This is a genomic window from Rhodoferax sp. OV413 (genome assembly GCF_900104385.1).
GTDB lineage: Bacteria > Pseudomonadota > Gammaproteobacteria > Burkholderiales > Burkholderiaceae_C > Rhodoferax_B.
Genome location: NZ_FNJA01000001.1, coordinates 957,062 through 978,057, shown reverse-complemented (window position 1 = coordinate 978,057; position 20,996 = coordinate 957,062). Strand labels below are relative to the sequence as shown.

General features: G+C 64.9%; 19 protein-coding genes and 1 riboswitch. Of the genes, 11 read left to right on the top strand and 8 right to left on the bottom strand.

Annotated elements, in window-relative coordinates:
* Positions 1 to 3 precede the first annotated feature (3 nt).
* The 5 genes from BLT66_RS04480 to BLT66_RS04460 all read left to right on the top strand — a co-directional run bounded on the left by BLT66_RS04480 (position 4) and on the right by BLT66_RS04460 (position 4,414).
* Positions 4 to 426 (top strand): BLUF domain-containing protein, encoded by a 423-nt coding sequence (locus tag BLT66_RS04480; protein WP_092756104.1) that lies wholly within the window; start codon positions 4 to 6, stop codon positions 424 to 426.
* A gap of 64 nt (positions 427 to 490) precedes the next feature.
* The gene (locus BLT66_RS04475) at positions 491 to 673 is read left to right on the top strand and encodes a hypothetical protein (RefSeq protein WP_369821572.1); all 183 of its coding nucleotides are present in this window, start codon (positions 491 to 493) and stop codon (positions 671 to 673) included.
* A 3-nt stretch (positions 674 to 676) separates the two neighbouring features.
* Complete coding sequence (locus BLT66_RS04470; protein ID WP_092756101.1) at positions 677 to 1,549, top strand: DUF429 domain-containing protein; 873 nt, start codon at positions 677 to 679, stop codon at positions 1,547 to 1,549.
* 99 nt (positions 1,550 to 1,648) lie between these two features.
* Complete coding sequence (locus tag BLT66_RS04465) at positions 1,649 to 2,443, top strand: substrate-binding periplasmic protein (protein WP_092756099.1); 795 nt, start codon at positions 1,649 to 1,651, stop codon at positions 2,441 to 2,443.
* Between the two features lie 9 nt (positions 2,444 to 2,452).
* Positions 2,453 to 4,414, top strand: coding sequence for a sensor domain-containing diguanylate cyclase (locus BLT66_RS04460; protein WP_092756097.1), 1,962 nt, complete (start codon positions 2,453 to 2,455; stop codon positions 4,412 to 4,414).
* 9 nt (positions 4,415 to 4,423) lie between these two features.
* Here BLT66_RS04460 and BLT66_RS04455 read toward each other — a convergent pair whose 3' ends face one another.
* The 6 genes from BLT66_RS04455 to gpmA all read right to left on the bottom strand — a co-directional run bounded on the left by BLT66_RS04455 (position 4,424) and on the right by gpmA (position 11,105).
* The gene (locus tag BLT66_RS04455; protein ID WP_092756095.1) at positions 4,424 to 5,257 is read right to left on the bottom strand and encodes a MinD/ParA family protein; all 834 of its coding nucleotides are present in this window, start codon (positions 5,255 to 5,257) and stop codon (positions 4,424 to 4,426) included.
* Positions 5,258 to 5,263: 6 nt separating this feature from the next.
* Positions 5,264 to 6,031 carry a GGDEF domain-containing protein gene (locus BLT66_RS04450; RefSeq protein ID WP_092756093.1) on the bottom strand — a complete coding sequence of 256 codons (768 nt, stop codon included), beginning with the start codon at positions 6,029 to 6,031 and terminating at the stop codon, positions 5,264 to 5,266.
* A gap of 125 nt (positions 6,032 to 6,156) precedes the next feature.
* Positions 6,157 to 7,845 (bottom strand): SulP family inorganic anion transporter, encoded by a 1,689-nt coding sequence (locus BLT66_RS04445; protein ID WP_092756091.1) that lies wholly within the window; start codon positions 7,843 to 7,845, stop codon positions 6,157 to 6,159.
* Positions 7,846 to 7,933: 88 nt separating this feature from the next.
* The gene (locus BLT66_RS04440) at positions 7,934 to 8,692 is read right to left on the bottom strand and encodes a HesA/MoeB/ThiF family protein (protein WP_092756089.1); all 759 of its coding nucleotides are present in this window, start codon (positions 8,690 to 8,692) and stop codon (positions 7,934 to 7,936) included.
* A gap of 82 nt (positions 8,693 to 8,774) precedes the next feature.
* The gene (locus BLT66_RS04435; protein WP_092756087.1) at positions 8,775 to 10,211 is read right to left on the bottom strand and encodes a S41 family peptidase; all 1,437 of its coding nucleotides are present in this window, start codon (positions 10,209 to 10,211) and stop codon (positions 8,775 to 8,777) included.
* A 147-nt stretch (positions 10,212 to 10,358) separates the two neighbouring features.
* Positions 10,359 to 11,105: a 2,3-diphosphoglycerate-dependent phosphoglycerate mutase gene (gene gpmA / locus BLT66_RS04430; protein ID WP_092756085.1), complete on the bottom strand. Its 747-nt coding sequence runs from the start codon at positions 11,103 to 11,105 to the stop codon at positions 10,359 to 10,361.
* A gap of 124 nt (positions 11,106 to 11,229) precedes the next feature.
* Here gpmA and BLT66_RS04425 point away from each other — a divergent pair, with 124 nt between their 5' ends.
* The 6 genes from BLT66_RS04425 to flhC all read left to right on the top strand — a co-directional run bounded on the left by BLT66_RS04425 (position 11,230) and on the right by flhC (position 14,674).
* Positions 11,230 to 11,640: a rhodanese-like domain-containing protein gene (locus tag BLT66_RS04425; RefSeq protein ID WP_092756083.1), complete on the top strand. Its 411-nt coding sequence runs from the start codon at positions 11,230 to 11,232 to the stop codon at positions 11,638 to 11,640.
* Positions 11,641 to 11,695: 55 nt separating this feature from the next.
* Positions 11,696 to 11,956, top strand: coding sequence for a glutaredoxin 3 (gene grxC, locus BLT66_RS04420; protein ID WP_092756081.1), 261 nt, complete (start codon positions 11,696 to 11,698; stop codon positions 11,954 to 11,956).
* 93 nt (positions 11,957 to 12,049) lie between these two features.
* On the top strand, positions 12,050 to 12,517 hold the full coding sequence (gene secB, locus BLT66_RS04415) for a protein-export chaperone SecB (RefSeq protein WP_092756079.1): 468 nt from the start codon (positions 12,050 to 12,052) through the stop codon (positions 12,515 to 12,517).
* Positions 12,518 to 12,542: 25 nt separating this feature from the next.
* Complete coding sequence (locus tag BLT66_RS04410) at positions 12,543 to 13,577, top strand: NAD(P)H-dependent glycerol-3-phosphate dehydrogenase (protein ID WP_092756077.1); 1,035 nt, start codon at positions 12,543 to 12,545, stop codon at positions 13,575 to 13,577.
* 187 nt (positions 13,578 to 13,764) lie between these two features.
* A complete protein-coding gene (gene flhD, locus BLT66_RS04405; protein ID WP_092756075.1) occupies positions 13,765 to 14,091 on the top strand; it encodes a flagellar transcriptional regulator FlhD in 327 nt (108 codons plus the stop codon).
* A 10-nt stretch (positions 14,092 to 14,101) separates the two neighbouring features.
* Positions 14,102 to 14,674, top strand: a complete 573-nt coding sequence (gene flhC / locus BLT66_RS04400; protein ID WP_092756073.1) for a flagellar transcriptional regulator FlhC — start codon at positions 14,102 to 14,104, stop codon at positions 14,672 to 14,674.
* 6 nt (positions 14,675 to 14,680) lie between these two features.
* Here the strand turns inward: flhC and BLT66_RS04395 are convergent, their stop codons facing one another.
* Positions 14,681 to 15,151: a 6,7-dimethyl-8-ribityllumazine synthase gene (locus tag BLT66_RS04395; RefSeq protein ID WP_092756071.1), complete on the bottom strand. Its 471-nt coding sequence runs from the start codon at positions 15,149 to 15,151 to the stop codon at positions 14,681 to 14,683.
* Between the two features lie 85 nt (positions 15,152 to 15,236).
* A riboswitch (FMN riboswitch) is annotated at positions 15,237 to 15,391 on the bottom strand.
* 130 nt (positions 15,392 to 15,521) lie between these two features.
* The gene (locus BLT66_RS04390; RefSeq protein WP_092756069.1) at positions 15,522 to 20,993 is read right to left on the bottom strand and encodes a diguanylate cyclase; all 5,472 of its coding nucleotides are present in this window, start codon (positions 20,991 to 20,993) and stop codon (positions 15,522 to 15,524) included.
* Positions 20,994 to 20,996: the final 3 nt, after the last annotated feature.

The following is a 20,996-nucleotide window of genomic DNA, read 5'->3' as shown; positions in this document are numbered from 1 at the left end:
GCCATGCTTGTACGCCTGCTCTACGCCAGCCGCGCGCTGGATACCAGCCCCGCCGCCATCGAAGCCATCCTGGCGCAGTCGCGCCAATACAACCCGACCTGCGGCATTACCGGCATTCTTTGCTACGGCGGCGGCATCTTCTTGCAAGCCATCGAAGGCGGACGCATGCCGGTGAATGAGCTGTACGGCCATATCCAGCGCGATGTGCGGCACAAGGACGTGGCTTTGCTGCACTTTGAAGAAATCTCCGAGCGCCGCTTTGGCGGCTGGACCATGGGCCAGGTGAATATCCTGAAGCTGAACCAGTCAATTCTGCTGAAGTACGCCGAAAAGCCCGAGCTCGACCCCTACTCGGTGTCCGGCAAGGTATCGCTGGCCCTGCTCGAAGAGCTGATGGCCACCGCATCGATCGTGGGCCGGGTTTAACGCGCCGGTATCTCTCCATCCAACCCGCAAGCCGTCGCCGACTTGCGGGTTTTTGACTTTTTGCATGTCTGCTTTTGTTCTGTGCCTGGTGTTGATGGTGGTGCAAACCGTGCCTTTTTCGCATGTGGAGCCGGCGCGCGAGATGTCGATGCTGCTCTCGGCCCTGCCTGGCGAGGGCCAGCGCAGCAGCCGACTGCTGGGGGCTGGTTGCATTGCCGCCGGCGTGGCGGCACTGGCCTTGGGCTAAGGCATGTCGGCAGCACAGCTTCTGGGTTGCGATTTTTCCAGCAGCCCCAGCCCGCGCAAACATATCGTGCTGGCCTGGGGTGAAGTCGCCGATGGCACCGTGGTTTTACAGGAGCTGCAGCGCTTGCACTCCCTGCAGGCGTTCGCCGCCGTGCTGGCCCAGCCGCGTACCTGGGTGGGGGCTTTTGATCTACCGTTCGGTTTGCCACGCAGCCTGGTCGAAACCCTGGGGTGGCCAAGGGACTGGCATGCCTGCATCCGCCACATGGCGGGGTTGGACCGGCGCCAGATCCGCGACCAGTTTGCGGCTTTCTGCACTGCCCGGCCGGTAGGCCAGAAGTTTGCCCACCGCGCCTGCGACCACCTGGCGGGCTCCAGCCCGTCGATGAAATGGGTGAATCCCCCCGTCGCCTACATGCTGCACGCCGGTGTGCCACTGTTGCTGGATGCCGGGGTGGATTTCCCTGGTCTGCACCTTGGCGACACCCAACGGGTGGCTTTGGAGGGTTATCCGGGCCTGCTGGCACGCGAAGTGCTGGATGGTTGGCAAGCTGGTGCCCGGGGTACCGGGCGGCGCAGCTATAAAAGCGATGACAAGGCCAAACAGACGCCGCAACGCGCGCAGGCCCGCCGTGATTTGGTGCAGGCCTTGGAGGCCGGGCAGGGCCCGCATGGCCCGGTGCGCCTGGGTTTGCGCCTGCAGCTGAGCGCGGCCCAACGGCAGGCTTTGGTAGCCGATGCCAGTGGCGATGCCTTGGATGCCGTGCTGTGCATGTTGCAGGCGGGCTGGGCGGCGCAGCAGCATGCGGCCGGGGTGCCCTGTTATGGCTTGCCGAAGGCCATGGATAGGTTGGAGGGTTGGATTATTTCCGTCTGAGACAGGTCTCTCTGAGCGCACACAAGGTGGGTGGCTCACGGTATAGTTGTTAACGATTCTTTACACGCAAGGCCAATGTTGTCTCCTCTGTATACGACGATGTATTCCTCGCTCCGCCATGCTTGTTGCGCCATCGTTTTGGCTGCTTTCGGCACGTTGGGCTGGGCTGCAGACGATCGGCCAGACTGCTCACGTCCGCTGACCTTGGCCTTGCATGTGCATGGTGTGCTGTATTCGGCCGATACCAATACGGGCATAGACAAAGACTTTGCCGATGCACTGGCCCAGCGCAGTGGCTGCACCTTGCAAGTCAGCGTGCTGCCACGGGCGCGCATCTGGCAGTTGATCGAATCGGGTGCGCTGGACTTCAGCCTGTCGGGTATCACCACCGAGGAGCGGGACAAGTTCGCCGCTTTCGCCTGGTATTTTTCGAATAAATACTATTTGCTGGTGCACAAGAGCGCCAACGTGCAGAAACTGGCCGACTTCGAGGACCAACCTGCGTTGAAGCTGGGGGTGATCCGCAGCTTTCGCTACGGCAGCAGCGCCAACCGCATGGTGGACCGCCTGGCGGAGGCTGGCCGGGTCAGCTACGCCTCGGGCCTGGAGCCGCTGTACCAGGTGCTGGCGCTGGGGCGTATCCAGGCCATGGTGATCGAACCTTTCGATATTGGCGACGTACAGACCAGCAGCATCAAGGACAACACCCGCATCCTCGAGTTCAACGATCCACCCGTGCCGCACGGTCTGATCATGTCGAAGAAGTCCATCACACCCGCCGAGCAGCAGAAATGGAGCGCCGTCGTGCAGTCGCTGCGCGATGACGGCACAGTGCTGCGGATTTTCCAGAAATACTTTCCGCCCGCGCTGGCCCGAGATATGGTGGTTTTCTAGGATGGTGGTTTGATCTTGAAATATCCGGACAAATGGCTGAAGCACCTGTGCGGTGCCGCGCTGGTGTTTTTGCTGTCCCTGGGTACCACGTATTGGCTGTGGCAATACGAATCGCGCAACGCCGTGATTGACCAGCGGTCCCGTGACGACGCCAATGTACAGGCCTTTGCCGAGCGGGTAGAGCAACGCATGCGGGCCCAGGAGCAGGTGCTGCGGGGCGTGCAAGGCCTGTTTACCGCCGCGCAGTCAGTGGGGCGCGAAGCCTTTACCCGTTACGTGGATGCCTTGCAGCTGGGGGCGGATGTAGCAGGTCTGGAAGGGCTGGGCTGGGCGCCTTTGCTGGACGGGTCAGAGCGCGCCAACCATGTGCTGGAGATGCACGCCCTGGGTTACCGGGGCTATGACATCCGGCCGGACGGCGACCGCAAGTACATGGCGCCACTGGTGCAGCTGGAGCCGGCAATTGCGTTTGATGTGCGCACCCTCGGATTCGATTTTTTGGCCGACCCCATGCGCGGTGCCGCCATGGAGCGGGCCCGCGATTCCGGCCGCGCCGCCATCACTGGCAAGCTGACGCAGCTGGTGGAAACGGGGGCCAGTCCCCAGGCGAGTTTCGTGATGTTTGTGCCCATTTACCACCATGATGCGCCTACCGATACCTTGGAGGCCCGGCGCGCCAATCTGCTGGGCTGGGTGGTTGCGCCATGCCGCATGGATGTGTGGATGGCCGGTTTGCCCGACCATGCGGGCAACGCCGTGGCCGTGCGGATTTTTGACGGTATTGAGCTCAGCGGCAGTTCGCTGATGTTCGATTCGAACCCGCCGGCAAATGGCGGGGAGCAGCCGGCCGCCGGCACGCTGGAATACATCCAGGTGGCGGGGCAGACCTGGACGCTGGCGGTGGTGCCGCAGGTGACCGAGGGCGGGCCGCGCATCCGCAACAACGCGCAGATCATTGCGCGCAACGGCGTGGTGTTGAGCGTATTGCTGTCCTTGCTGACCTGGGTGCTGATCACCGACCGGGCCCGCACCATGGTGGTGGCGACCCACATGACGGCCGAGCTGCGCGAAACCAAGGAGCACTTCGAGCTGATCTTCGACAGCAGCCCGGACGGCATGGTGATCACCCAGCAGGCCGACGGCCTGATCATCGACATCAACAAAGGCTTTACCGCCATGACCGGCTACGAACGCAGCGATGTCGTCAGCCGCTCAATTGGTGCCTTGCCCATCTGGAAAACGCCCGAAGACCGCCGGCGCTACCGCAACGAGCTGGCCGAGCACCAGTTTTGTGAAAACCTGGAGGTGGCGTTGGTCAGCAAGGCCGGCCAGAACATCGTCGGCATCCTGTCGGCCCAGCCGGCGACCTTCAAGGGCGTGGCCTGCTTTGTGGGGGTGATACGCGACATCACCGGCCGCAAGGCGATTGAAGACCGCATGGCGCATATGGCGCAGCACGACACCTTGACGGGTTTGCCGAACCGGGCCTTGTTCGACGACCGGCTCAAGCAGGCGATTTCCCAGGCCAACCGCAACCGCGGGCACCTGGCCTTGCTGTATGTGGACCTGGACCATTTCAAGCCGGTCAACGATACGCTGGGCCACGCCGCCGGCGATGTCTTGCTGAAGGCGGTAGCCCAGCGCATGCATGACTGCGTGCGGGCATCGGACACGGTGGCACGTATCGGTGGCGATGAGTTTGTAGTGCTGTTGCCTACGGTGCAGGATGCGGCCGATGCGCTGTCCGTGGCCGAGAAGATTCGCCATGCACTCAACCAGAGCTTTCTGGTGGCTCCTGGCCAAATGGCTTACATCTCCTCAAGTACCGGCGTCGCCATCTACCCCCAGCATGGGCTGGATGAGATCCAACTGGCCAAGAACGCCGACAGCGCGATGTACCACTCCAAGCAGCATGGCCGCGACAAGGTGACGCTGTTCGGCGCTGAAGACCCCGTCGCAGCCGATGCTTAAAACAGCTTTTTAGGTTCTGGCGCCGCTGGATTCGGCGGGCGAGATCACGGTTTCGTCGAGCTTGCGGGCCAACTCGGATACCGCCAGGGCCGCGGGGCAGCCCGGGGTGTTGACCATCAGCAGCTGGCGGCGCATCACGGCTTCGCGCACCGAAGGATCGGCCGGAATATCACCCACATGGATCAAGCGTATCGAGCGCCCGGTGCCGTTGGTGACAAACCGGTCCAGTACCTGCTGCAACTGCGTGGTGATGGCCCGGCCATCGCCAGGACGGGCCGTCTGGTTGATCACCATCCGCACATGCTGGCGCTTTTGCTGGGTGGCCAGAACCTTGATGGCCGCGTAGGCATCGGTCAGTGAAGTGGGTTCGGGGGTGGCCACCACCAGTACTTCAGAAGCCAGCGAGACAGCAAACAGAACCACATCGGAGATGCCTGCGCCGGTGTCGAGCAGCAGCACGTCGAAGCGCGGCACCAGGCTGCGGATCACCTGCAGGAACTCGTCGCGCACCTCGGGGGTCAGGCGGGAATACTCGACCATGCCCGAGCCCGCCAGCAGCACCGAAAAGCCACCGGGGGCTTTCACAATCGCTTCATCCAGGGTGGCTTTGCCGGTGAATACGTCGTGCAGCGTGATCTTGGGGTGCAGGTTCAGCACCACGTCCAGATTGGCCAGGCCCAGGTCGGCATCCAGCACCAGCACCCGGCGCCCGCGCTTGGCCAGCGCTGCAGCCAGATTGGCCGAAACAAAAGTTTTACCCACGCCGCCCTTGCCGCTGGTGACGGCCAATACTTTTGCACCGAGCACGGAGCTTGCGATGGGGGAATTCAGAATGTTGTTCATCACGGCTTACCTTTGTGCAGCACTGTCTACGACAGTGCCGGACGTCATATCAATCCAGGCCGGCTCTGTGGCAGACAAGTGACCAAACAACAAATTTTTCTCTTCGGCGCTGACATTGCTTTCGGGTTGGACCTCGAGACAAAGGCGATTCCGCCCGGTGGTTTTCGCCTGGTACAGCTGCTGGTCCGCGCGGTCGGTCCATAGCTCGGTGGTGGAACGTATCCACTGCAGCGCAAAAGCACCACCGATGCTGATGGTGACGTTCAGGTCCACGCTGGGCGAGATGCTGATGGGTGTGGTCTCTATGGTGCGGCGAATCCGCTCGGCCACAGCTTCGCCAAAAGCCGGTTGGCAGGCTGGGAGCACCACCACAAATTCTTCGCCGCCATAGCGCGCCAGGGTGTCCATCGGCCGCACACAGCCCTGCAGGGTTCTTGCGACCACCCGCAGCACTTCATCGCCGGCCGGATGGCCATAGGTATCGTTGACGCTCTTGAAGTGGTCGATGTCGATCAGCAGCAGCAACGCCGCTTCGCCTGAGCGGGCCACGCGGTCCACCTCGGCTTCGAGCACGGTGTTGAAGTGGCGGCGGTTGGACAAGCCGGTCAGCGGGTCTTTGAGGGACAGCTCGCACAGCCCATCGATCATCTCCTGCAGATACGCCAGCGGGTCGGCTGCATCCGCCAAGGTATCGCCCTTTTGAAGCAACGCGCAAGCGGAATCCAGGCGCAAGTCGCTCAAATGGATGGTGGTGGAGGTTGCCGGTGAGGACACAAAGTTACCAGGGAATGTGGCTGAAAGTTTAACAGTAACTCTGTGGACAAGAACACTGCATACACTGTTTCTGCGCGGGGTTGGGTGGGCGTTGGGCGCGTAAGCAGCTAAGCGGCCACACCGCGTCAAATCGTGAAGTCCTCGTGGGTCGGCTGCAGAGCCAGCAAGGCCTCGTGGTCAGTGCGGTGCAGGCGCAGCAAGCCTTGGGGTAGGGCAGCCGCAGGCAGTTCTCCGGCCCGGCGCAGCACGCTCTCCACCGGCAGCTTCATCCCGCTGAGATGCAAGGTGGTGCCGCGTTGTGCCAGCATATGGCGCAGCTTGCCAAAGGTTTCCACACCGGTGGCGTCGATGCGGTTGATCGGCTGGGCAAACAGGCAGATCTGCTGCACCTCGGGGTGCAGTGCCAGGTGTTCCATGATGGCCCGCTCCAGGCTGCTGGCCGAGGCAAAGTCGAGTTCGGCATCCATGCGCAGCGCGTACAGGTCGGGCGCCAGCAGTGGCAGATTCCACAGGTGCCTGTCGCGCAGGCTACCGTCGGGGTGCAGGCCGATCTCGATGATGCGCGGGTGCAGCCGGTGGTACAGAAAGTGCGACAAGCCCATCAGCAAACCGGCAAGCACGCCCCAGTACAAGCGTGGCGCGGTGGCCAACGTCAACACAAAAGTGGTGGCGCAGGTGATGGCTTCCACCGGGGCTGCGCGCCAGATGCGGCGCAGCTCGGCGGGTTGCACCAGGCTGGATACCGCGGCCACCACCACCGCTGCCAGCACGGCCTGTGGCAGGTGGTACAGCGCAGGGGTCAGCCAGAGCAAGACCAGCAGCACCAGCAGCACCGAGAAGATGGTGGCCCAGCCGGTTTTGGCCCCGGCATACAGGTTGATGGCCGAGCGCGAAAACGACGAGCTGGTAGGGAAGGCGCCGCACAGGCCGGATGCGATCTTGGCCAGCCCCTGGCCAATCAGGTCCTGGTTTTCGTTCCAGCGAGTGCCGCCGCGCTGGTTGTCCACCTTGGCGCTGGAGGCGGTTTCCAGAAAGCTGATCAGCGTCAGCACCATGGCCGGCAGGGCCAGGGCGCCGAACTGCGACCAGGACAGCGCCGCCGGCAGCTGCAGCGCCGGCAGGCCCGCGGGCAGGGTGCCGACGACGGCGCCGCCGGCCTGGGCAAACCCCAGCACCTCGCTGAGCAGCGCACAGGCCACCACCAGCGCCATCAGCACCGGGAAGCGTGGAAACCAACGCTTGCCCAATACCAGCACCAGCAGCGCGCCCAGGCCGAAGGCCATGGCCTGCAGGTTGATGTGCGGCTGCTGCAGCAAGCTGCCGAGTGCGCCATCCAGGCCGATCAAGGCCGGCAGCTGCGACAGCAGGATCAGAATCGCCGCCGCCTGGGTGAAGCCGGTGAGCACTGGGGCGCTGACCAGGTTCATCAGCCAGCCAAACCGGCCCAGCCCCAGCACGATCTGCAGCAGGCCTGACAGCAAAGCCAGCCAGACCGCCAAGGTGACCCATTGCGCGCTGCCCGGCTCGGCCATGCCCAGCAGCGCACTGCCGACCAGCAGCGCACTCAAGGCCGTAGGTCCGACCGACAACCGGGTCGACGAGCTCCATAGCACCGCCACCAGCGCGGGCAGCATCGATGCGTAAATGCCGGTCACCAGTGGCATGCCGGCCAGGGCCGCATAGGCCACGCCCTGGGGGATCACCATCATGCCGACGGTCAGGCCGGCCCACAGCTCGCCTACCAGGGTGCTGCGGTCTGGCCGTGGCCAGGCAAGAAACGGGAACCAGCGTTGCAGTCGCGCTGTGCGGTTCATGGCGCGCTGGATGCAGAAGTTACAAGGGTTTTAGGCATCTGGCGCAGGTATGGATTGCGTGGGTAGCTATGAAAATAGGAGTAAGCGGCTAGACCCTATGGAATGTACCGCAGACGCTGCAAGCCGGATCACGCGGAATCCGGATCTCGTTCCAGGCCATGCTGCGGGCGTCCAGCATCTGCAGTCGGCCGGCCAACGAAGTGCCGGCGCCGCTCAGCAGCTTGATGGCCTCGGCGGCCTGCATGGCGCCGATGATGCCGACCAATGGCGCCAGCACGCCCATGACGGCGCAGCGGGTTTCTTCAAAATCGGCATCTGGTGGAAACACGCAGGCGTAACAGGGCGAGTCGGCCGTGCGCGGGTCGAACACGCTGATCTGCCCGTCCATGCGGATGGCCGCGCCCGACACCAGCGGCTTGCGGTGCTGCACGCAGGCGGCGTTGATTGCATGCCGGGTGGCGAAGTTGTCGCAGCAGTCCAGCACCACATCGGCCTGGGCGACCAGGCGGTCGAGCAGGGCGGCGTCGGCCCGGGCATTGATCGCCTGGACCTGCACCTCGGGGTTGATGGCCGCTATGGCGCTGCGTGCCGACTCCACCTTGGGCTGGCCGAGGCGCTCCATGCTGTGGGCGATTTGCCGCTGCAGATTGGTCAGGTCTACCGTGTCGTGGTCCACCAGGGTGATCTGGCCCACGCCCGCAGTCGCCAGGTACAGGGCAACGGGGGAGCCCAGGCCGCCGGCACCGATGACCAGTGCGTGCCCGGCCAACAAGCCTTCCTGGCCTTCGATGCCGATATCGTCCAGCAGGATGTGGCGCGAATAACGCAGCAGTTGGTCGTCGTTCATCGTGTGATTGTGATGGGCCATGTGAAAAGCCCCGCAGAGCGGGGCTTTGGGGTGCGCGGGTGCCGCCGGTCGGCGTACCAGGCTAGTTTTCTTTCTTCTCTTCCTTGCGCTCGGTCATGGTCTTGCTTACGAGCACTGGCTGGCCTTTGAGCTGTTTGATGGCCTGCAGCAGCTGGAAGTCCTTGTCGCTGCCGAACTCGGGCGTGGGCTTGCGTTCGGGCGTGGGCTTCAAGGCTTCGGCTTCGAGCTTTTTGCGCGCTTCTTCGCGGGCTTTCTCGCGGGCTTCGTCTTTTTTCTCTTCGCCCTGGCCGCTGTTCAGGTGCTTTTCCAGGTCGGCTTCGCGCATGCGCAGGGCTGCGAACGGGCTGCCTTCTTCGGTGTCGTCGACCATCACGTCGGGCACGATGCCCTTGGCCTGGATCGACTTGCCGCTAGGCGTGTAGTAGCGTGCGGTGGTCAGCTTCAGGCCGGTATCCGGGCCGAGCGGGCGTACGGTTTGCACCGAGCCCTTGCCAAAGGTCTGGCTGCCCATGATGGTGCCGCGTTTGTAGTCCTGCAGTGCGCCGGCCACGATTTCGCTGGCCGAGGCCGATCCTTCGTTGACCAGCACCACCAGCGGCACCTTCTTCAGGGCAGCGGGCAGCTGGGCCAGCGGATCGGCGCCGCGGCGTTGGTAGAACTCGGGCGAGGCCTTGTAGGTGAACTTGCTGTCGGCCAACTGGCCGTTGGTGGACACCACGGTCACGTTTTCCGGCAGGAAGGCGGCGGAGACGGCGACAGCCGCATCCAGCAGGCCACCCGGGTCGTTGCGCAAGTCGAGCACCAGGCCCTTGAGCTTGGGTTCCTGCTTGTAGATGTCTTCGATCTTGCGGGCGAAGTCTTCCACCGTACGGTCCTGGAACTGGCTCAGGCGGATCCAGGCATAACCGGGCTCGACCACCTTGCCGCGCACCGACTGGGTACGGATTTCTTCGCGGGTGATGGTGACGGGGAAGCTGCGGTTCTCGTCCTTGCGGAAGATGGTCAGGTTGACCTTGGTATTCGGTTCGCCGCGCATTTTCTTCACGGCATCGTTCAGTGCCAGGCCTTTGACCGCCGTATCGTCGATCTTGGTGATCAGGTCGTTGGGCTTGAGGCCGGCGCGGAAGGCGGGCGAGCCTTCGATGGGCGAAACCACCTTGACCAAGCCGTCTTCCTGGGTGATTTCTATGCCTACGCCGACAAAACGGCCCGTCGTGCCTTCGCGGAATTCCTTGAACGACTTCTTGTCAAAGTACTGGGAATGGGGGTCCAGGCTGGCCACCATGCCGGAAATGGCGTCGCTGATGAGCTTTTTCTCGTCTACCGGCTCGACATAGTCGGTCTTGACCATGCCAAAGACGGCCGCAAGCTGCTGCAGTTCCTCCAGCGGCAAGGGCGCCATCGCACCGCGTGCGACGGTTTGCAGCGAGACCGTCGTCAAGGCCCCGGCAATGGCACCGGCGGCAATCCAACCGGTAATTTTGAGTTTCTGGCCCATAAGCATCTTTCAAGTCACTGTCACAGAACACCTGCCATTCCCAAATCCCGGGTTTGCGCCCTGGACTTGGGGACAGCAGGTGTCCTTATCAATATACACGTTGATATCCATTCGGGTGGATACGTTCCGTGTAAACCTTTTTGAAGCTTATTTCTTTTGACCTTGGGCGGCCACGGCGGCGGCGGCCTGGGCAGCGGCTTCGGCGTCGCCCAGGTAGTAATGGCGGATCGGTTGCAGGTTGGCGTCCAGCTCGTACACCAGCGGGATGCCGTTGGGGATGTTCAGACCCACGATGTCGTCGTCGGAGATTTTGTCCAGGTACTTGATCAGCGCGCGGATCGAATTGCCGTGGGCGGCCAGTACCACGCGCTTGCCAGCCTTGATGGCCGGGGCCATGGCTTCGTTCCAGAACGGCAGCACGCGGTCCACGGTGTCTTTCAGGCATTCGGTCAGCGGAATCTGCTCGGGCGACTGCTTGGCGTAGCGGATGTCGCTGCGCTCGCTGCGCGGGTCGGTGGCTTCCAGCGCCGGCGGCGGCGTGTCGTAGCTGCGGCGCCAGACCAGCACCTGGTCGTCACCATACTGCTTGGCGGTTTCGGCTTTGTTCAGGCCTTGCAGCGCGCCGTAATGGCGTTCGTTCAGGCGCCAGCTGTGCACCACGGGCAGCCAGGTGCGGTCCATCTGGTCCAGGCAGTGCCACAGGGTGTGGGTGGCGCGCTTGAGCACGCTGGTGTAGGCCACGTCGAACTCGTAGCCGTCAGCCTTCAGCAGGCGGCCGGCGTTCTGGGCCTGGGCGATGCCGGTGTCGGTCAGGGGCACATCGGTCCAGCCGGTGAAGCGGTTTTCAAGATTCCAGGTGGATTCGCCGTGGCGGATCAGAACGAGTTTGTACATGGCGCAGAGGGGCAGAGTGGATAAATAGAGGCCAAAAATGCAGCCTCGAACAGGCTAGCAACTTGCCATTCTAAAATCTACCGCTTCGGGACAGTCCCGGGTAACCCATAAATAAAGGTGCAAAGTGAAGTTTTTACTGGACAACTGGATGTTGATAGCGGTGGCGGTGTCCTCTGGCGGGATGTTGCTCTGGCCTCTGCTGGTGGGCGGCGCCAATGCCGGAGCCCTGAGCCCGAACGGCGCAGTGCAACGCATCAACCGTGAAAAAGCAGTGGTGGTGGACGTGAGCGAGGTTGAAGAGTTTGCCGCCGGCCACGTGGGCGGCGCCAAGAATGTGCCTTTGGGCCAGCTGGAAGACAAGCTCGCGGCCACCGTGAAGAACAAATCCCTGCCGTTGATCCTGGTTTGCGCCAGCGGTGCGCGGGCTAAACGGGCCTTGGCGATTGCCAAGAAGCTGGGCTACGAAAAGGCTGAAGTGCTGGGCGGCGGCCTGAAGGCCTGGAAAGAAGCCAATCTGCCGGTTGAAAAAGCCTGAGCCAGCCTCAGCTAAAGACTTCATCCCCCGTTTTATCCGCTGAAAGTAGCTGTCCATGCAAGCCGTCAAGATGTACACCACCGCCGTTTGCCCGTATTGCATCCGGGCCAAGCAAATCCTCAAAAGCAAGGGCGTCGAGCTGATCGACGAGATCCGCGTGGACCAGCAGCCCGAGGCCCGCATGGCCATGATGGAAATGACGGGCCGCCGCACCGTGCCGCAAATCTTCATCGGCGACACCCATGTTGGCGGCTGCGACGACCTGGTGGCGCTGGACGGCCGGGGTGGCTTGCTGCCGCTTTTGAACGCCGCCTGAACGGTCTTGCCGATCGGCAATAATCCGTCTGCTTTTTTAGCCCGCCGAGCTGTTTCGGCGGGCTTTGTTTTTGATCCGAACTGAAAGAATTCCATGTCCGACCAACAAGATCCCGTATTCCAGATCCAACGCGTCTACCTGAAAGAGGCTTCGCTGGAGCAACCCAATTCCCCCGGCATCTTGCTCGACCCGGCCCAGCCCAGCGTGGAAATCCAGCTCGGCGTGGAAGCCAACCCCGTGGCCGAAGGCATTTTCGAAGTGGCTGTGACGGCTACCGTGCAGACCAAGATCGGCGACAAAACCGTGTTCCTGGTCGAAGCCAAGCAAGCCGGCATTTTTGAAATCCGCAACATGTCGGAAGAGCAGATGGGCCCGATCATCGGCATCGCCTGCCCGCAAATCGTCTACCCCTACCTGCGCAGCAACGTGGCCGACATCGTCCAGCGCGCCGGCTTCCCGCAAGTGCACCTGGCCGAAATCAACTTCCAGGCGATGTACGAACAGCAGCAAGCCAACGCGGCTGCAGCGGCTGCCGAAGCGCCTACCGCCACCCTGCAGTAAGCCTGCAGCGAGCGCCGGGCCTGCTATGAAGATCGCTGTGCTGGGCGCGGGCGCCTGGGGGACTGCGCTGGCCATCAGCGCCTGCCAGAACCCCCTGGCCCGCCACACGGTGACGCTGTGGGCCCGCAGCGTCGAGCAGGCCGCGGCCATGCAAGCCCAGCGCTGCAACCAGCGCTACCTGCCGGATATCCCCTTGCCCGCCGAATTGCTGCTGCGCGCCGATGCGCCAGCAGACCTGGGCGACCTGGTGGCCGGGCAAGACCTGGTGATCATCGGCACCCCCATGTCCGGCCTGCGCCAGATGCTGCGCGACACCGCCGCCTGCAGCGCGCCGGTGGCCTGGCTGTGCAAGGGCTTCGAGCCTCCAAGTTCCATGCCTTATGGGCTGCTAGCGCATGAAATACGTGCGCAGCTAGCTACTGAATTAATAGCAAATGAAGTCGCCGGCTACGGCGTGCTCAGCGGCCCCAGCTTTGCCCAGGAAGTGGCGCGCGGCCAGCCCACCGCCCTGGTGGCGGCCAGTGCCCGTGCCGAGGTGCGCGATGCGCTGGTGGCGGCTTTCCACAGCCCGTCCCTGCGGGTCTATGCGAGCGACGACGTCGCCGGGGTCGAAGTTGGCGGTGCGGTGAAGAACGTGCTGGCCATCGCCACCGGCCTGTGTGACGGCCTGCACCTGGGCTTGAACGCCCGGGCGGCGCTGGTTACCCGTGGCCTGGCCGAGATGACGCGCCTGGGCCTGGCTCTGGGGGCCCGGGCCGAGACCTTCATGGGCTTGTCAGGCCTGGGCGATCTGGTGCTGACCGCTACCGGCGACCTGAGCCGGAACCGCCAGGTAGGTTTGCTGCTGGCCCAGGGCCAGAGCTTGCAGCAGGCGGTGTCTTCTTTGGGCCACGTGGCCGAGGGCGTGTACAGCGCCCGCACTGTGGCGCAGCGCGCCCACAGCCTGGGCGTGGACATGCCCATCACCCACAGTGTGGTGGCTTTGCTGGACGGACGCATCCGCCCGGCTGACGCGGTTGCGTCTCTGATGGGGCGGGGCCCGGTGCCCGAGCTGACGTAAGGTTTTGTGTCTGTTGTGTAAGGTAAAGCCTTACACGGGGTGGTAAAAAACTGACCTTCTGTATGGCGCTCCCCCGACTTAATTTTTGATTGGCGGGTATTCACAATCCATTTCAACGGATCGGGAAAAAGCACATTGCGATAAGCGCGATGCAGCCCGAACCGGGTAAGACCCAAAGGACATCACCATGAACAGCGAACAGATCATTGCCGAAATCCGCGAGGCCAATCTGACGTACCTCATGCTGGCGCAAAGCCTGATCCGGCAAGACAAGGCCGAAGCTCTGTTCCGCCTGGGCATCAACGAAGAAGCTGCCGACATCCTGGGTGCGCTGTCGGCCGCGCAGATCCTCAAACTGGCCTCCGGCAATATGCTGCTGTGCCACTTCCGCGTCGAAGACAGCCTGGTCTGGAGCCTGCTGACCAACCATGACATCAAGAAGGTGGGCAACCCCGCCACCAACACCTTGCATGCCAACATCCTGATGGCTGGCCGCGTGGCCGAAGTTCTGTAAGGAGCACCCGATGTCTACCGCTGCAGCTGTCGAAAAAGCCCCTGCCAAGGCCCCCAAGAGCGTCTTGCAAGACTCCCAGCAGATCGAGCGCGCCGCCGCGCTGATCCGCATGGGCGCCCGCATGCAGGTGCTGGAGTCGGAAACCGATCTGTCCTACGAGCGCCTGCTGCGCCTGTACAAAGAGGTGTCGGGCAAATCACCCAGCAAGGGCCAGCTGCCGTTCTCCACCGACTGGTTCCTGTCATGGCAAGAGAACATCCATTCCTCGCTGTTCCTGAACATCTACGAATACCTGTCCAAGAGCATGGACATGGACTCGATCGACATCCTGACCAAGGCCTACCGCCTGTACAGCGAGCAGATCGTGGCCGCCGAGGTGGACCCGCTGCTGTCCTTCACCCGCGCCTGGCGCCTGGTTAAGTTTGTCGATGCCAACATGCTCAACATGACCCAGTGCAGCGGCTGCGGCGGCAAGTTCGTCACCGAGCTGTACGAGAACCCCCGCCAGTACGTGTGCGGCCTGTGCAGCCCACCGGCGCGCGCCGGCAAGTGCAAAGGCGAACGCACCTTGATGCTGCACTAAGGCAAATTAGGCGGGTAGCTGGCGCAGGCTGGCAACCGTCTTCAAGCAGGCTTGGGCCACTTCAGCGCCCTTGTGCACAAAGTGCTGGCTGAAGAACTGCTGGTGCTCGTCGCTGCTGTGGAAGTGGTGCGGCGTCAGCACCGCAGAGAACACCGGCACGCCGGTATCCAGCTGCACCGTCATCAGCCCCTGGATCACCGCGTTGGCGACGAACTCGTGGCGGTAGATACCGCCGTCCACCACCAGGGCGCAAGCCACGATGGCGTCGAACTGGCCGGACTGGGCCAGCTTCTTGGCATGCAGCGGAATCTCAAAAGCCCCGGGCAATTCAAAGATCTGGATCGCGTCGCGCGGAATGCCGTGGCGCGCCACTTCGCTCAAAAAGCCGTCGCGGGCCTGGTTGACGATGTCGGCATGCCAGCTGGCTTGCACAAAGGCGATACGGACGGGGGCGGAGAGTTGGATAGTCGTAGTCATAGGGTGTCAAAACAAAAAAGTTTCCAACCCAGGACGCACGCGCACCCGCGCAGCCACCGCCGCGCACGGCGAAGGGCTGTAAGGGACGCGTTCTCTTGCATCCGGACTATCACCGTCGGCTCCGGAATCGCACCGGAATCTGCTGACCCTGCGGATGGTTGACCATCTGCAGGCGCTCGCGGGCTAAACATTGCTGTTATTACCGCCGGTGGGGAATTACACCCCGCCCTGAGAACGCTTGGCACACCTTTTGGTGCGCACCCGGCTAGTGTAAATGCAGACGGATATCCCTTTTTCGCAGCTGCTTATATGAAAAACAAGGCTTGCGCGCAGCCAGTACCTGCGCGAGACACTATCAAAACAGGAGCAACTAGTCCGCGCAGCTGACGCGGTTGCGGCCAGCGTGCTTGGACAGATACAGCCCGGCGTCCGCCCGGGCCAGCAGGCTGTCCAGCGAATCGTCGGGCCGCAGGCTGCTGATGCCGAAGCTGGCCGTCACCGACACCGCCTCGCCGCGCACGCTGGCCATGGGCATGGTTTCCAGCGCGGTGCGCAGGCGTTCGGCCAGCGCCAACGCCTCTGCGCTGTCGGTTTCGGGCATCAGCACGCTGAATTCCTCGCCGCCCAGCCGGCCCATCACGTCCTGCTGGCGCACCAGCAGCCGGCAGGTGCGGGTCAGCATGCGCAGCACCTCGTCGCCCATGGCGTGGCCAAAGCGGTCGTTGATCTGCTTGAAGTGGTCCACGTCGAGCATCACCATGGCCAGCGGCCGGCCGTGGCGCCGGGCCCGGGCCAGCTCGGTCTCGGCACGCTCCATGAAGTGGCTGCGGCTGGCCATGCCGGTCAGGCTGTCGGTGCTGGCCACCTGGCGCAGCGCGGTTTCTATGGATTTGCGCTCGGTGATGTCGACGACGGTGGCCAGCGCGCAGGGCTGGCCGTCGTAAATGATGGGCACCATGGAGATCAGCGCCCAGACAGTTCGCCCATTGCCGACCACCAGGCACATTTCGTAGTCGCGCAGCACGCCTTCGCGGCGGTACTGTTCCATCATCCGGTCGCGGTCTTCGGGCGTGCGGTACATGCTGCGCGGGTCGCGTCCCAGCAGGGCGGCGGCCGGCATGCCGGCCAGTTCGGCGGCGCGCTCGTTGGCGTAGACGAAAACATTGTCGGCGATGCGGGTCACGGTCATCGGCAGCGGCGCGTTCTGCAGGATCGCCAGGGTGCGGCCCTCGCTCTCGCGCAGCTCGCGGGTGCGTTCGGCCACGCGCTGCTCCAGCGTGTCGGCCAGGCTGCGCAGCTCGGCCACCAGGCGGGCGTTGTCGATGGCGTTCACCACATTGCCCGACAGCAACTCCAGGAACAGGATGCGCTCGGGTGAAAAAGCGCCGCTGACCGCCAGGTTCTCCAGGTACAGCGCCCCCACCACCCGGCCCTGGCGCACCAGCGGCATGCACAGCACCGAGCGGCCCGCGCGTTCGCCGAAGTAGGGCAGGCGCCGCCAGGCCGGGTCGAGTGCGGCGTCGTGCACCAGCACCGGGGCCGCGGTACTGAGCACGGTGCGCAGGATTTCCAGCGGCAGCCGGCTGCCGGCTTCTTCCAGCGGCAGGCATTCCAGCACCCGCGGGCCGTTGGCGCCGCCACTGTCGGCCTGCAGCACCCACAGGCCGTGGTCGCGCAGCACGATGGCCGCGCGGCTGGCACCGGCGCTTTCGCGCAACACGTGTAGCAGGCGGGCCAGCAGCATGTCCAGCGCGATCTCGCCGGTGACGGCCTGCACGTTCTTCATCAGGCTGGCCAGGTCCAGCGAGCTGTCGGGCACCGCCAGCAGGGTGTCGCCGGCCAGAGGGGGCAAGGGGGCGGACGGGTTGGCCGGTTGTTCGGCCTCCCGGTCTATTCTGTCCATGCTGTCCACCAGGGCGCGGCCGCCCCAGCGCAGGAAGATGGTGCGGGCCTCGGCCCGTTCCGCGGCCACTGCGGCCGAGCCGGGCGCGCTGTGCGCCAGGGCCTGGCTACGCTGCCAGTGCACCAGGCCGAGCAGCAGCAGGTTGCCGGTGTGCTGCGCCGCAGCCTGGGCGGTATCCAGCTCGGCCAGCCCATCGGCGGGGCCGTTGTCTTGCTGCAGCAGGCCGGCCAGCAGCATGCGGGCGCGCAGCAGATGGCGCAGCGGCCGCACGTCGGCGCAGGTCTGGGCCCAGAGCGTCAGGCGCTCCAGTGCGGCGGTGCAGCGCTCGCGGGCCGTGCCGTCCTGGTGGCTGCAGGCCAGCGCGGCCATGGCAGTAAAGAAAACACAGAACGGCACCATCACCATGCCGCGGCCGGCGGTGAACAGTTGTTGTGCGGCGTCGCCCGCCGCCACCGCGGCTTCGGGCTGACCAGCCAGCGTGTGCAGCATGCAGCGCCAGGCGTGCAGGAACATGGCGCCGGTCTGGTCGGCGCGGGCGGTATAGGTCTGGGCCAGCTGCTGGGCCGAGAACTGCGCATGCTCCAGCGGTGGGTCGGCAAAGCGCGGCTGGCGCAGCGCGCGGACAGTCTCGCGCAACGCAGCCAGGTAGTCGTGGGCTACCGGCTGGCGGATGCGGCGCAGCGTGGCGGCATGGTGTTCCAGCGATGCCTCCAGCTCGGCCAGCGGTGTGCCGGCCAGAAAGGCGTGGTAGTCGTGCACATACAGGCCCAGGCCTGCATGGCGCAGGCTGCCGGTTTCCAGGCCGTCGTGGTGTACCTGCATCAGCGCCGGCAGGCCGCTGGAGATGCCTTCGATCCAGTGCCGCAAAAAAGCGTTGAACGAAAACCCCGCATGGGCATGCACATGGCGCCAGCTGTGCCGCTCCAGCAGCTCCATGGACATGCGGCCGAGCTGGTAGCCAAAGCGGTAGTCGCGCAGGAATTCGGCCACCATCAAACCCATCACCGAATAGGCCGACAGTGCTGCCGGCGCATGGCCGCGGGCCACCATCAGCCGTACCTGCAGCACGGTCAGCAGTGGCAGCAGCGCGGGCCGGGCGATGTAGGCGGCGGCCGTCATCTTGGCGATCACATTGAGTTGCTGCAGGCACAGCGGGTCGGTCATGGCGGGCCGGGCGGCCAGGGCGGCAAAACCCAGGGCTTCGATCTCGTCGCGGGTGGCTGCCACCAGCTGCATGGCCTCGGCCGGCGTGGCGGCGGCCGGCGGCGCCGTGCCCAGCAGGCGCAGCACGGCCAGCCCCAGCTCCAGGGTTTCGTCGAGCCGGCCAGATGCGTAGAAGGATTCGATGCGCACGTCCAGCAGCCGGGCGCGGGCCGCGGGCTCGGCCACATGCGGCAGGGCGGCTTCGATGAAGCCGTCCATGGCCGCGCTATCGCCCTTCAGCGCGGCCATGCGCGCGGCGTGCACATGCAGGTCCAGCGCGGCTTCGGGTTGGCGCCTCCAGTGGGCATCACCGTACAAGGCGATGGCCTGGGTGGCATAGCCGGCGGCCAGGTCGAAGGAGGCCGCGTCGCTGGCCAGCCGACTGGCGCGGGCGTTGAAGCCGGCCAACTGTACGCGCTCTTCGGCGTCCAGCATCAGGGCCTGGCCCTGGTTCAGGTGGTTGACCACGGCGAAATCCGGGGTGCCGCGCGCGCTGCCGTCGCGCAGCAGCCGGCCGATGCGCAGGTGCAGGGCCGGGCGCTGCGCGGGCGTGGCCAACAGGTAGGCGGCTTCCTGCACCCGGTCGTGCACGAACGCGAACTCAACCCGCAGGCCCTGGCTTTCCACCGCGTCCAGCATGGAGATCCATTTGTAGCGCGCGTCTTGCGGTACCAGCAGGCCGGCTTCGAGTGCCGGCCCCAGTGCCTGCAGCACGGCGGCATCGGGGCGCTGGCAGGCCACGCCCAGGGCGGCCAGCGCGAACCGGCTACCCAGGCAGGCGGCGGTGGTAAGCACGGTGCCAGTATCGGGCGGCAGGCGGCGCAGCTGCTCCAGCATCAGCGCCACCACGTTGTCGGCAATCCGCTCGCTGCGGATGCGCTCTTCGGACCAGCACCAGCGCGGCTGGCTACGGTCCAGCCAGATCAGGTTGCGGCGGTGCAAATCCTCCAGGAAGCGGCCTAGGAAGAAGGGGTTGCCGCCGGTTTTTTCAACGCACAGCTGGGCCAGGGCCTGTACCTCGGCCAGCGGCTGCTGCAAGCTGTCGGCCAGCAGCTGGGCCACGGCATCGGGCTGCAGCGCGCCCACACTGAGCGCCAGGCAGCGGCCGCCGGTATCGGCCAGCGCGGCAAGGTCCTGGGCCAGCGGGTGTTCGGGGGGCACCTCGCCTGCGCGGTAAGCACCGATCAGCAGCAGGTGCTGCAGGCCGTCGTCCAGCGCCAGCTCGCGCAGCAGGCGGCGCGACACGCGGTCGGCCCACTGCAGGTCGTCGATGAAGACCACCAGCGGTGTACTGGCACTGGCCAGCGCCGCAAAGCACAGCTGCATGCTGCGCAAGAATCGGTTTTCGGACTCGGTGGGGCCGAGCGCCACCACCGGCGGCAGCGTGTCACCGAGCAGCACGCCCAGCTCGGGCAGGGCGGCTTGGGCAATCGCCGCATTCGGGCCGAGCCGCTGCAGCAGCGCTTCGCGCCACACAGCCTGCTCGGCCGGCGGCAGGGCCAGCACCTGGCGGGCGCGCTGCTCCAGGGCCTGCAAAAACGCGGCACAAGGCGTGTGCTGGCCGAACTGGTTGAACTTGCCGCTGACCATCTGGCCGCGGTGGCCCAGCAGGCTGCGCTGCACCTCGTGGACCAGCGCGGTTTTGCCGATGCCGGAGACCCCGGCGATGGTGATAGTGCGTGCCGTGCCGCGGGCGGCCGACTCGAATACCTCGACCATGTGGCGGATGTCCTCGGCCCGGCCGTAGAGTCGGCCAGACACCTGGAAGCGTTCGGACAAATCGCCCTGGGCCAGCACCAGGCCGGCCAGCGCCTCGGGCTGCTGCAGCTGTTGCAGGATTTGCTGTAGGTCGCGCCGCAGCACATGGTGGTTCTGGTAGCGGGCCTCGGGCTCCTTGGCCAGCAGGCGCGCCAGTAGGGCGGCCAGCACCGGTGGCGCGTCGGGGCGCAGCGGCAGCAGCGGCGGCGGGGCGATGGCCAGGTGGGCGTGCACGGCCTCCACCGGGTCGCTGGGGTTGCCGAATGGCGGGCGGCCGGTCAGCATCTCGAACAGGGTGGCGCCCAGCGCGTAGAAGTCGGCCCGGTAGTCCAGGTCGTGGTTCATGCGGCCGGTTTGCTCGGGCGCCATATAGGCCAGCGTGCCTTCCAGCTCGCGCAGGTTGGTGGCCTGTGGCCGCTCGACCGACATGTCGGCGGCGATCCCGAAGTCGATCAGCTTGACCGTGCCCTTAGCCAGATGGGCAATGATGTTGCCCGGCGCGATGTCCTTGTGCAGGATGCCCTGGGCGTGGATGGCCTGCAGCGCGTCGACCACCGCAATGGTGGTGCGCAGTGCGTCGGCCAGTGGCAGTGGCCCGTTGCGCAGCAGGGCACGTACCGATGCGGCGCCGTCGTCGGGCATGGCCAGGAACAGCACGCCGCCGTGGCTGTCCAGGGTTTCGGCGCTGACGATGTTGGCATGCTGGACCCGGCGCGACAGCTCGTATTCACGCCGAAACCGCGCCACGTCGCCCGGCCCGAGCCGGGCCCGGCGCAGAAACTTGACCACCGTGGGAACGCCCGCGTGCAGGCAGCGCACCACCACCGAGCGCCGGCCTTGGTACACCAGCTCCAGCACCGTGTAGGCGCCAAAACTGCCGCCGGGCACGGCAAAGGCGGGCGGCGGCCCCATGTCCTCTTGGGCGCCCACCGTGGTGGCATCGAGCAGGGAATGGATGTGCAGGCGCGGCGCAGTCATTGG

Excerpts from the sequence above, each read along its gene's own strand:
- BLT66_RS04480 (WP_092756104.1), top strand. The coding sequence starts at position 4 with ATGCTTGTACGCCTGCTCTACGCCAGCCGCGCGCTGGATACCAGCCCC.
- BLT66_RS04475 (WP_369821572.1), top strand. The coding sequence starts at position 491 with ATGTCTGCTTTTGTTCTGTGCCTGGTGTTGATGGTGGTGCAAACCGTG.
- BLT66_RS04470 (WP_092756101.1), top strand. The coding sequence starts at position 677 with ATGTCGGCAGCACAGCTTCTGGGTTGCGATTTTTCCAGCAGCCCCAGC.
- BLT66_RS04465 (WP_092756099.1), top strand. The coding sequence starts at position 1,649 with ATGTATTCCTCGCTCCGCCATGCTTGTTGCGCCATCGTTTTGGCTGCT.
- BLT66_RS04455 (WP_092756095.1), bottom strand. The coding sequence starts at position 5,257 with ATGAACAACATTCTGAATTCCCCCATCGCAAGCTCCGTGCTCGGTGCA.
- BLT66_RS04445 (WP_092756091.1), bottom strand. The coding sequence starts at position 7,845 with ATGAACCGCACAGCGCGACTGCAACGCTGGTTCCCGTTTCTTGCCTGG.
- BLT66_RS04440 (WP_092756089.1), bottom strand. The coding sequence starts at position 8,692 with ATGAACGACGACCAACTGCTGCGTTATTCGCGCCACATCCTGCTGGAC.
- BLT66_RS04435 (WP_092756087.1), bottom strand. The coding sequence starts at position 10,211 with ATGGGCCAGAAACTCAAAATTACCGGTTGGATTGCCGCCGGTGCCATT.
- gpmA (WP_092756085.1), bottom strand. The coding sequence starts at position 11,105 with ATGTACAAACTCGTTCTGATCCGCCACGGCGAATCCACCTGGAATCTT.
- grxC (WP_092756081.1), top strand. The coding sequence starts at position 11,696 with ATGCAAGCCGTCAAGATGTACACCACCGCCGTTTGCCCGTATTGCATC.
- secB (WP_092756079.1), top strand. The coding sequence starts at position 12,050 with ATGTCCGACCAACAAGATCCCGTATTCCAGATCCAACGCGTCTACCTG.
- BLT66_RS04410 (WP_092756077.1), top strand. The coding sequence starts at position 12,543 with ATGAAGATCGCTGTGCTGGGCGCGGGCGCCTGGGGGACTGCGCTGGCC.
- flhD (WP_092756075.1), top strand. The coding sequence starts at position 13,765 with ATGAACAGCGAACAGATCATTGCCGAAATCCGCGAGGCCAATCTGACG.
- flhC (WP_092756073.1), top strand. The coding sequence starts at position 14,102 with ATGTCTACCGCTGCAGCTGTCGAAAAAGCCCCTGCCAAGGCCCCCAAG.
- BLT66_RS04395 (WP_092756071.1), bottom strand. The coding sequence starts at position 15,151 with ATGACTACGACTATCCAACTCTCCGCCCCCGTCCGTATCGCCTTTGTG.
- BLT66_RS04390 (WP_092756069.1), bottom strand. The coding sequence starts at position 20,993 with ATGACTGCGCCGCGCCTGCACATCCATTCCCTGCTCGATGCCACCACG.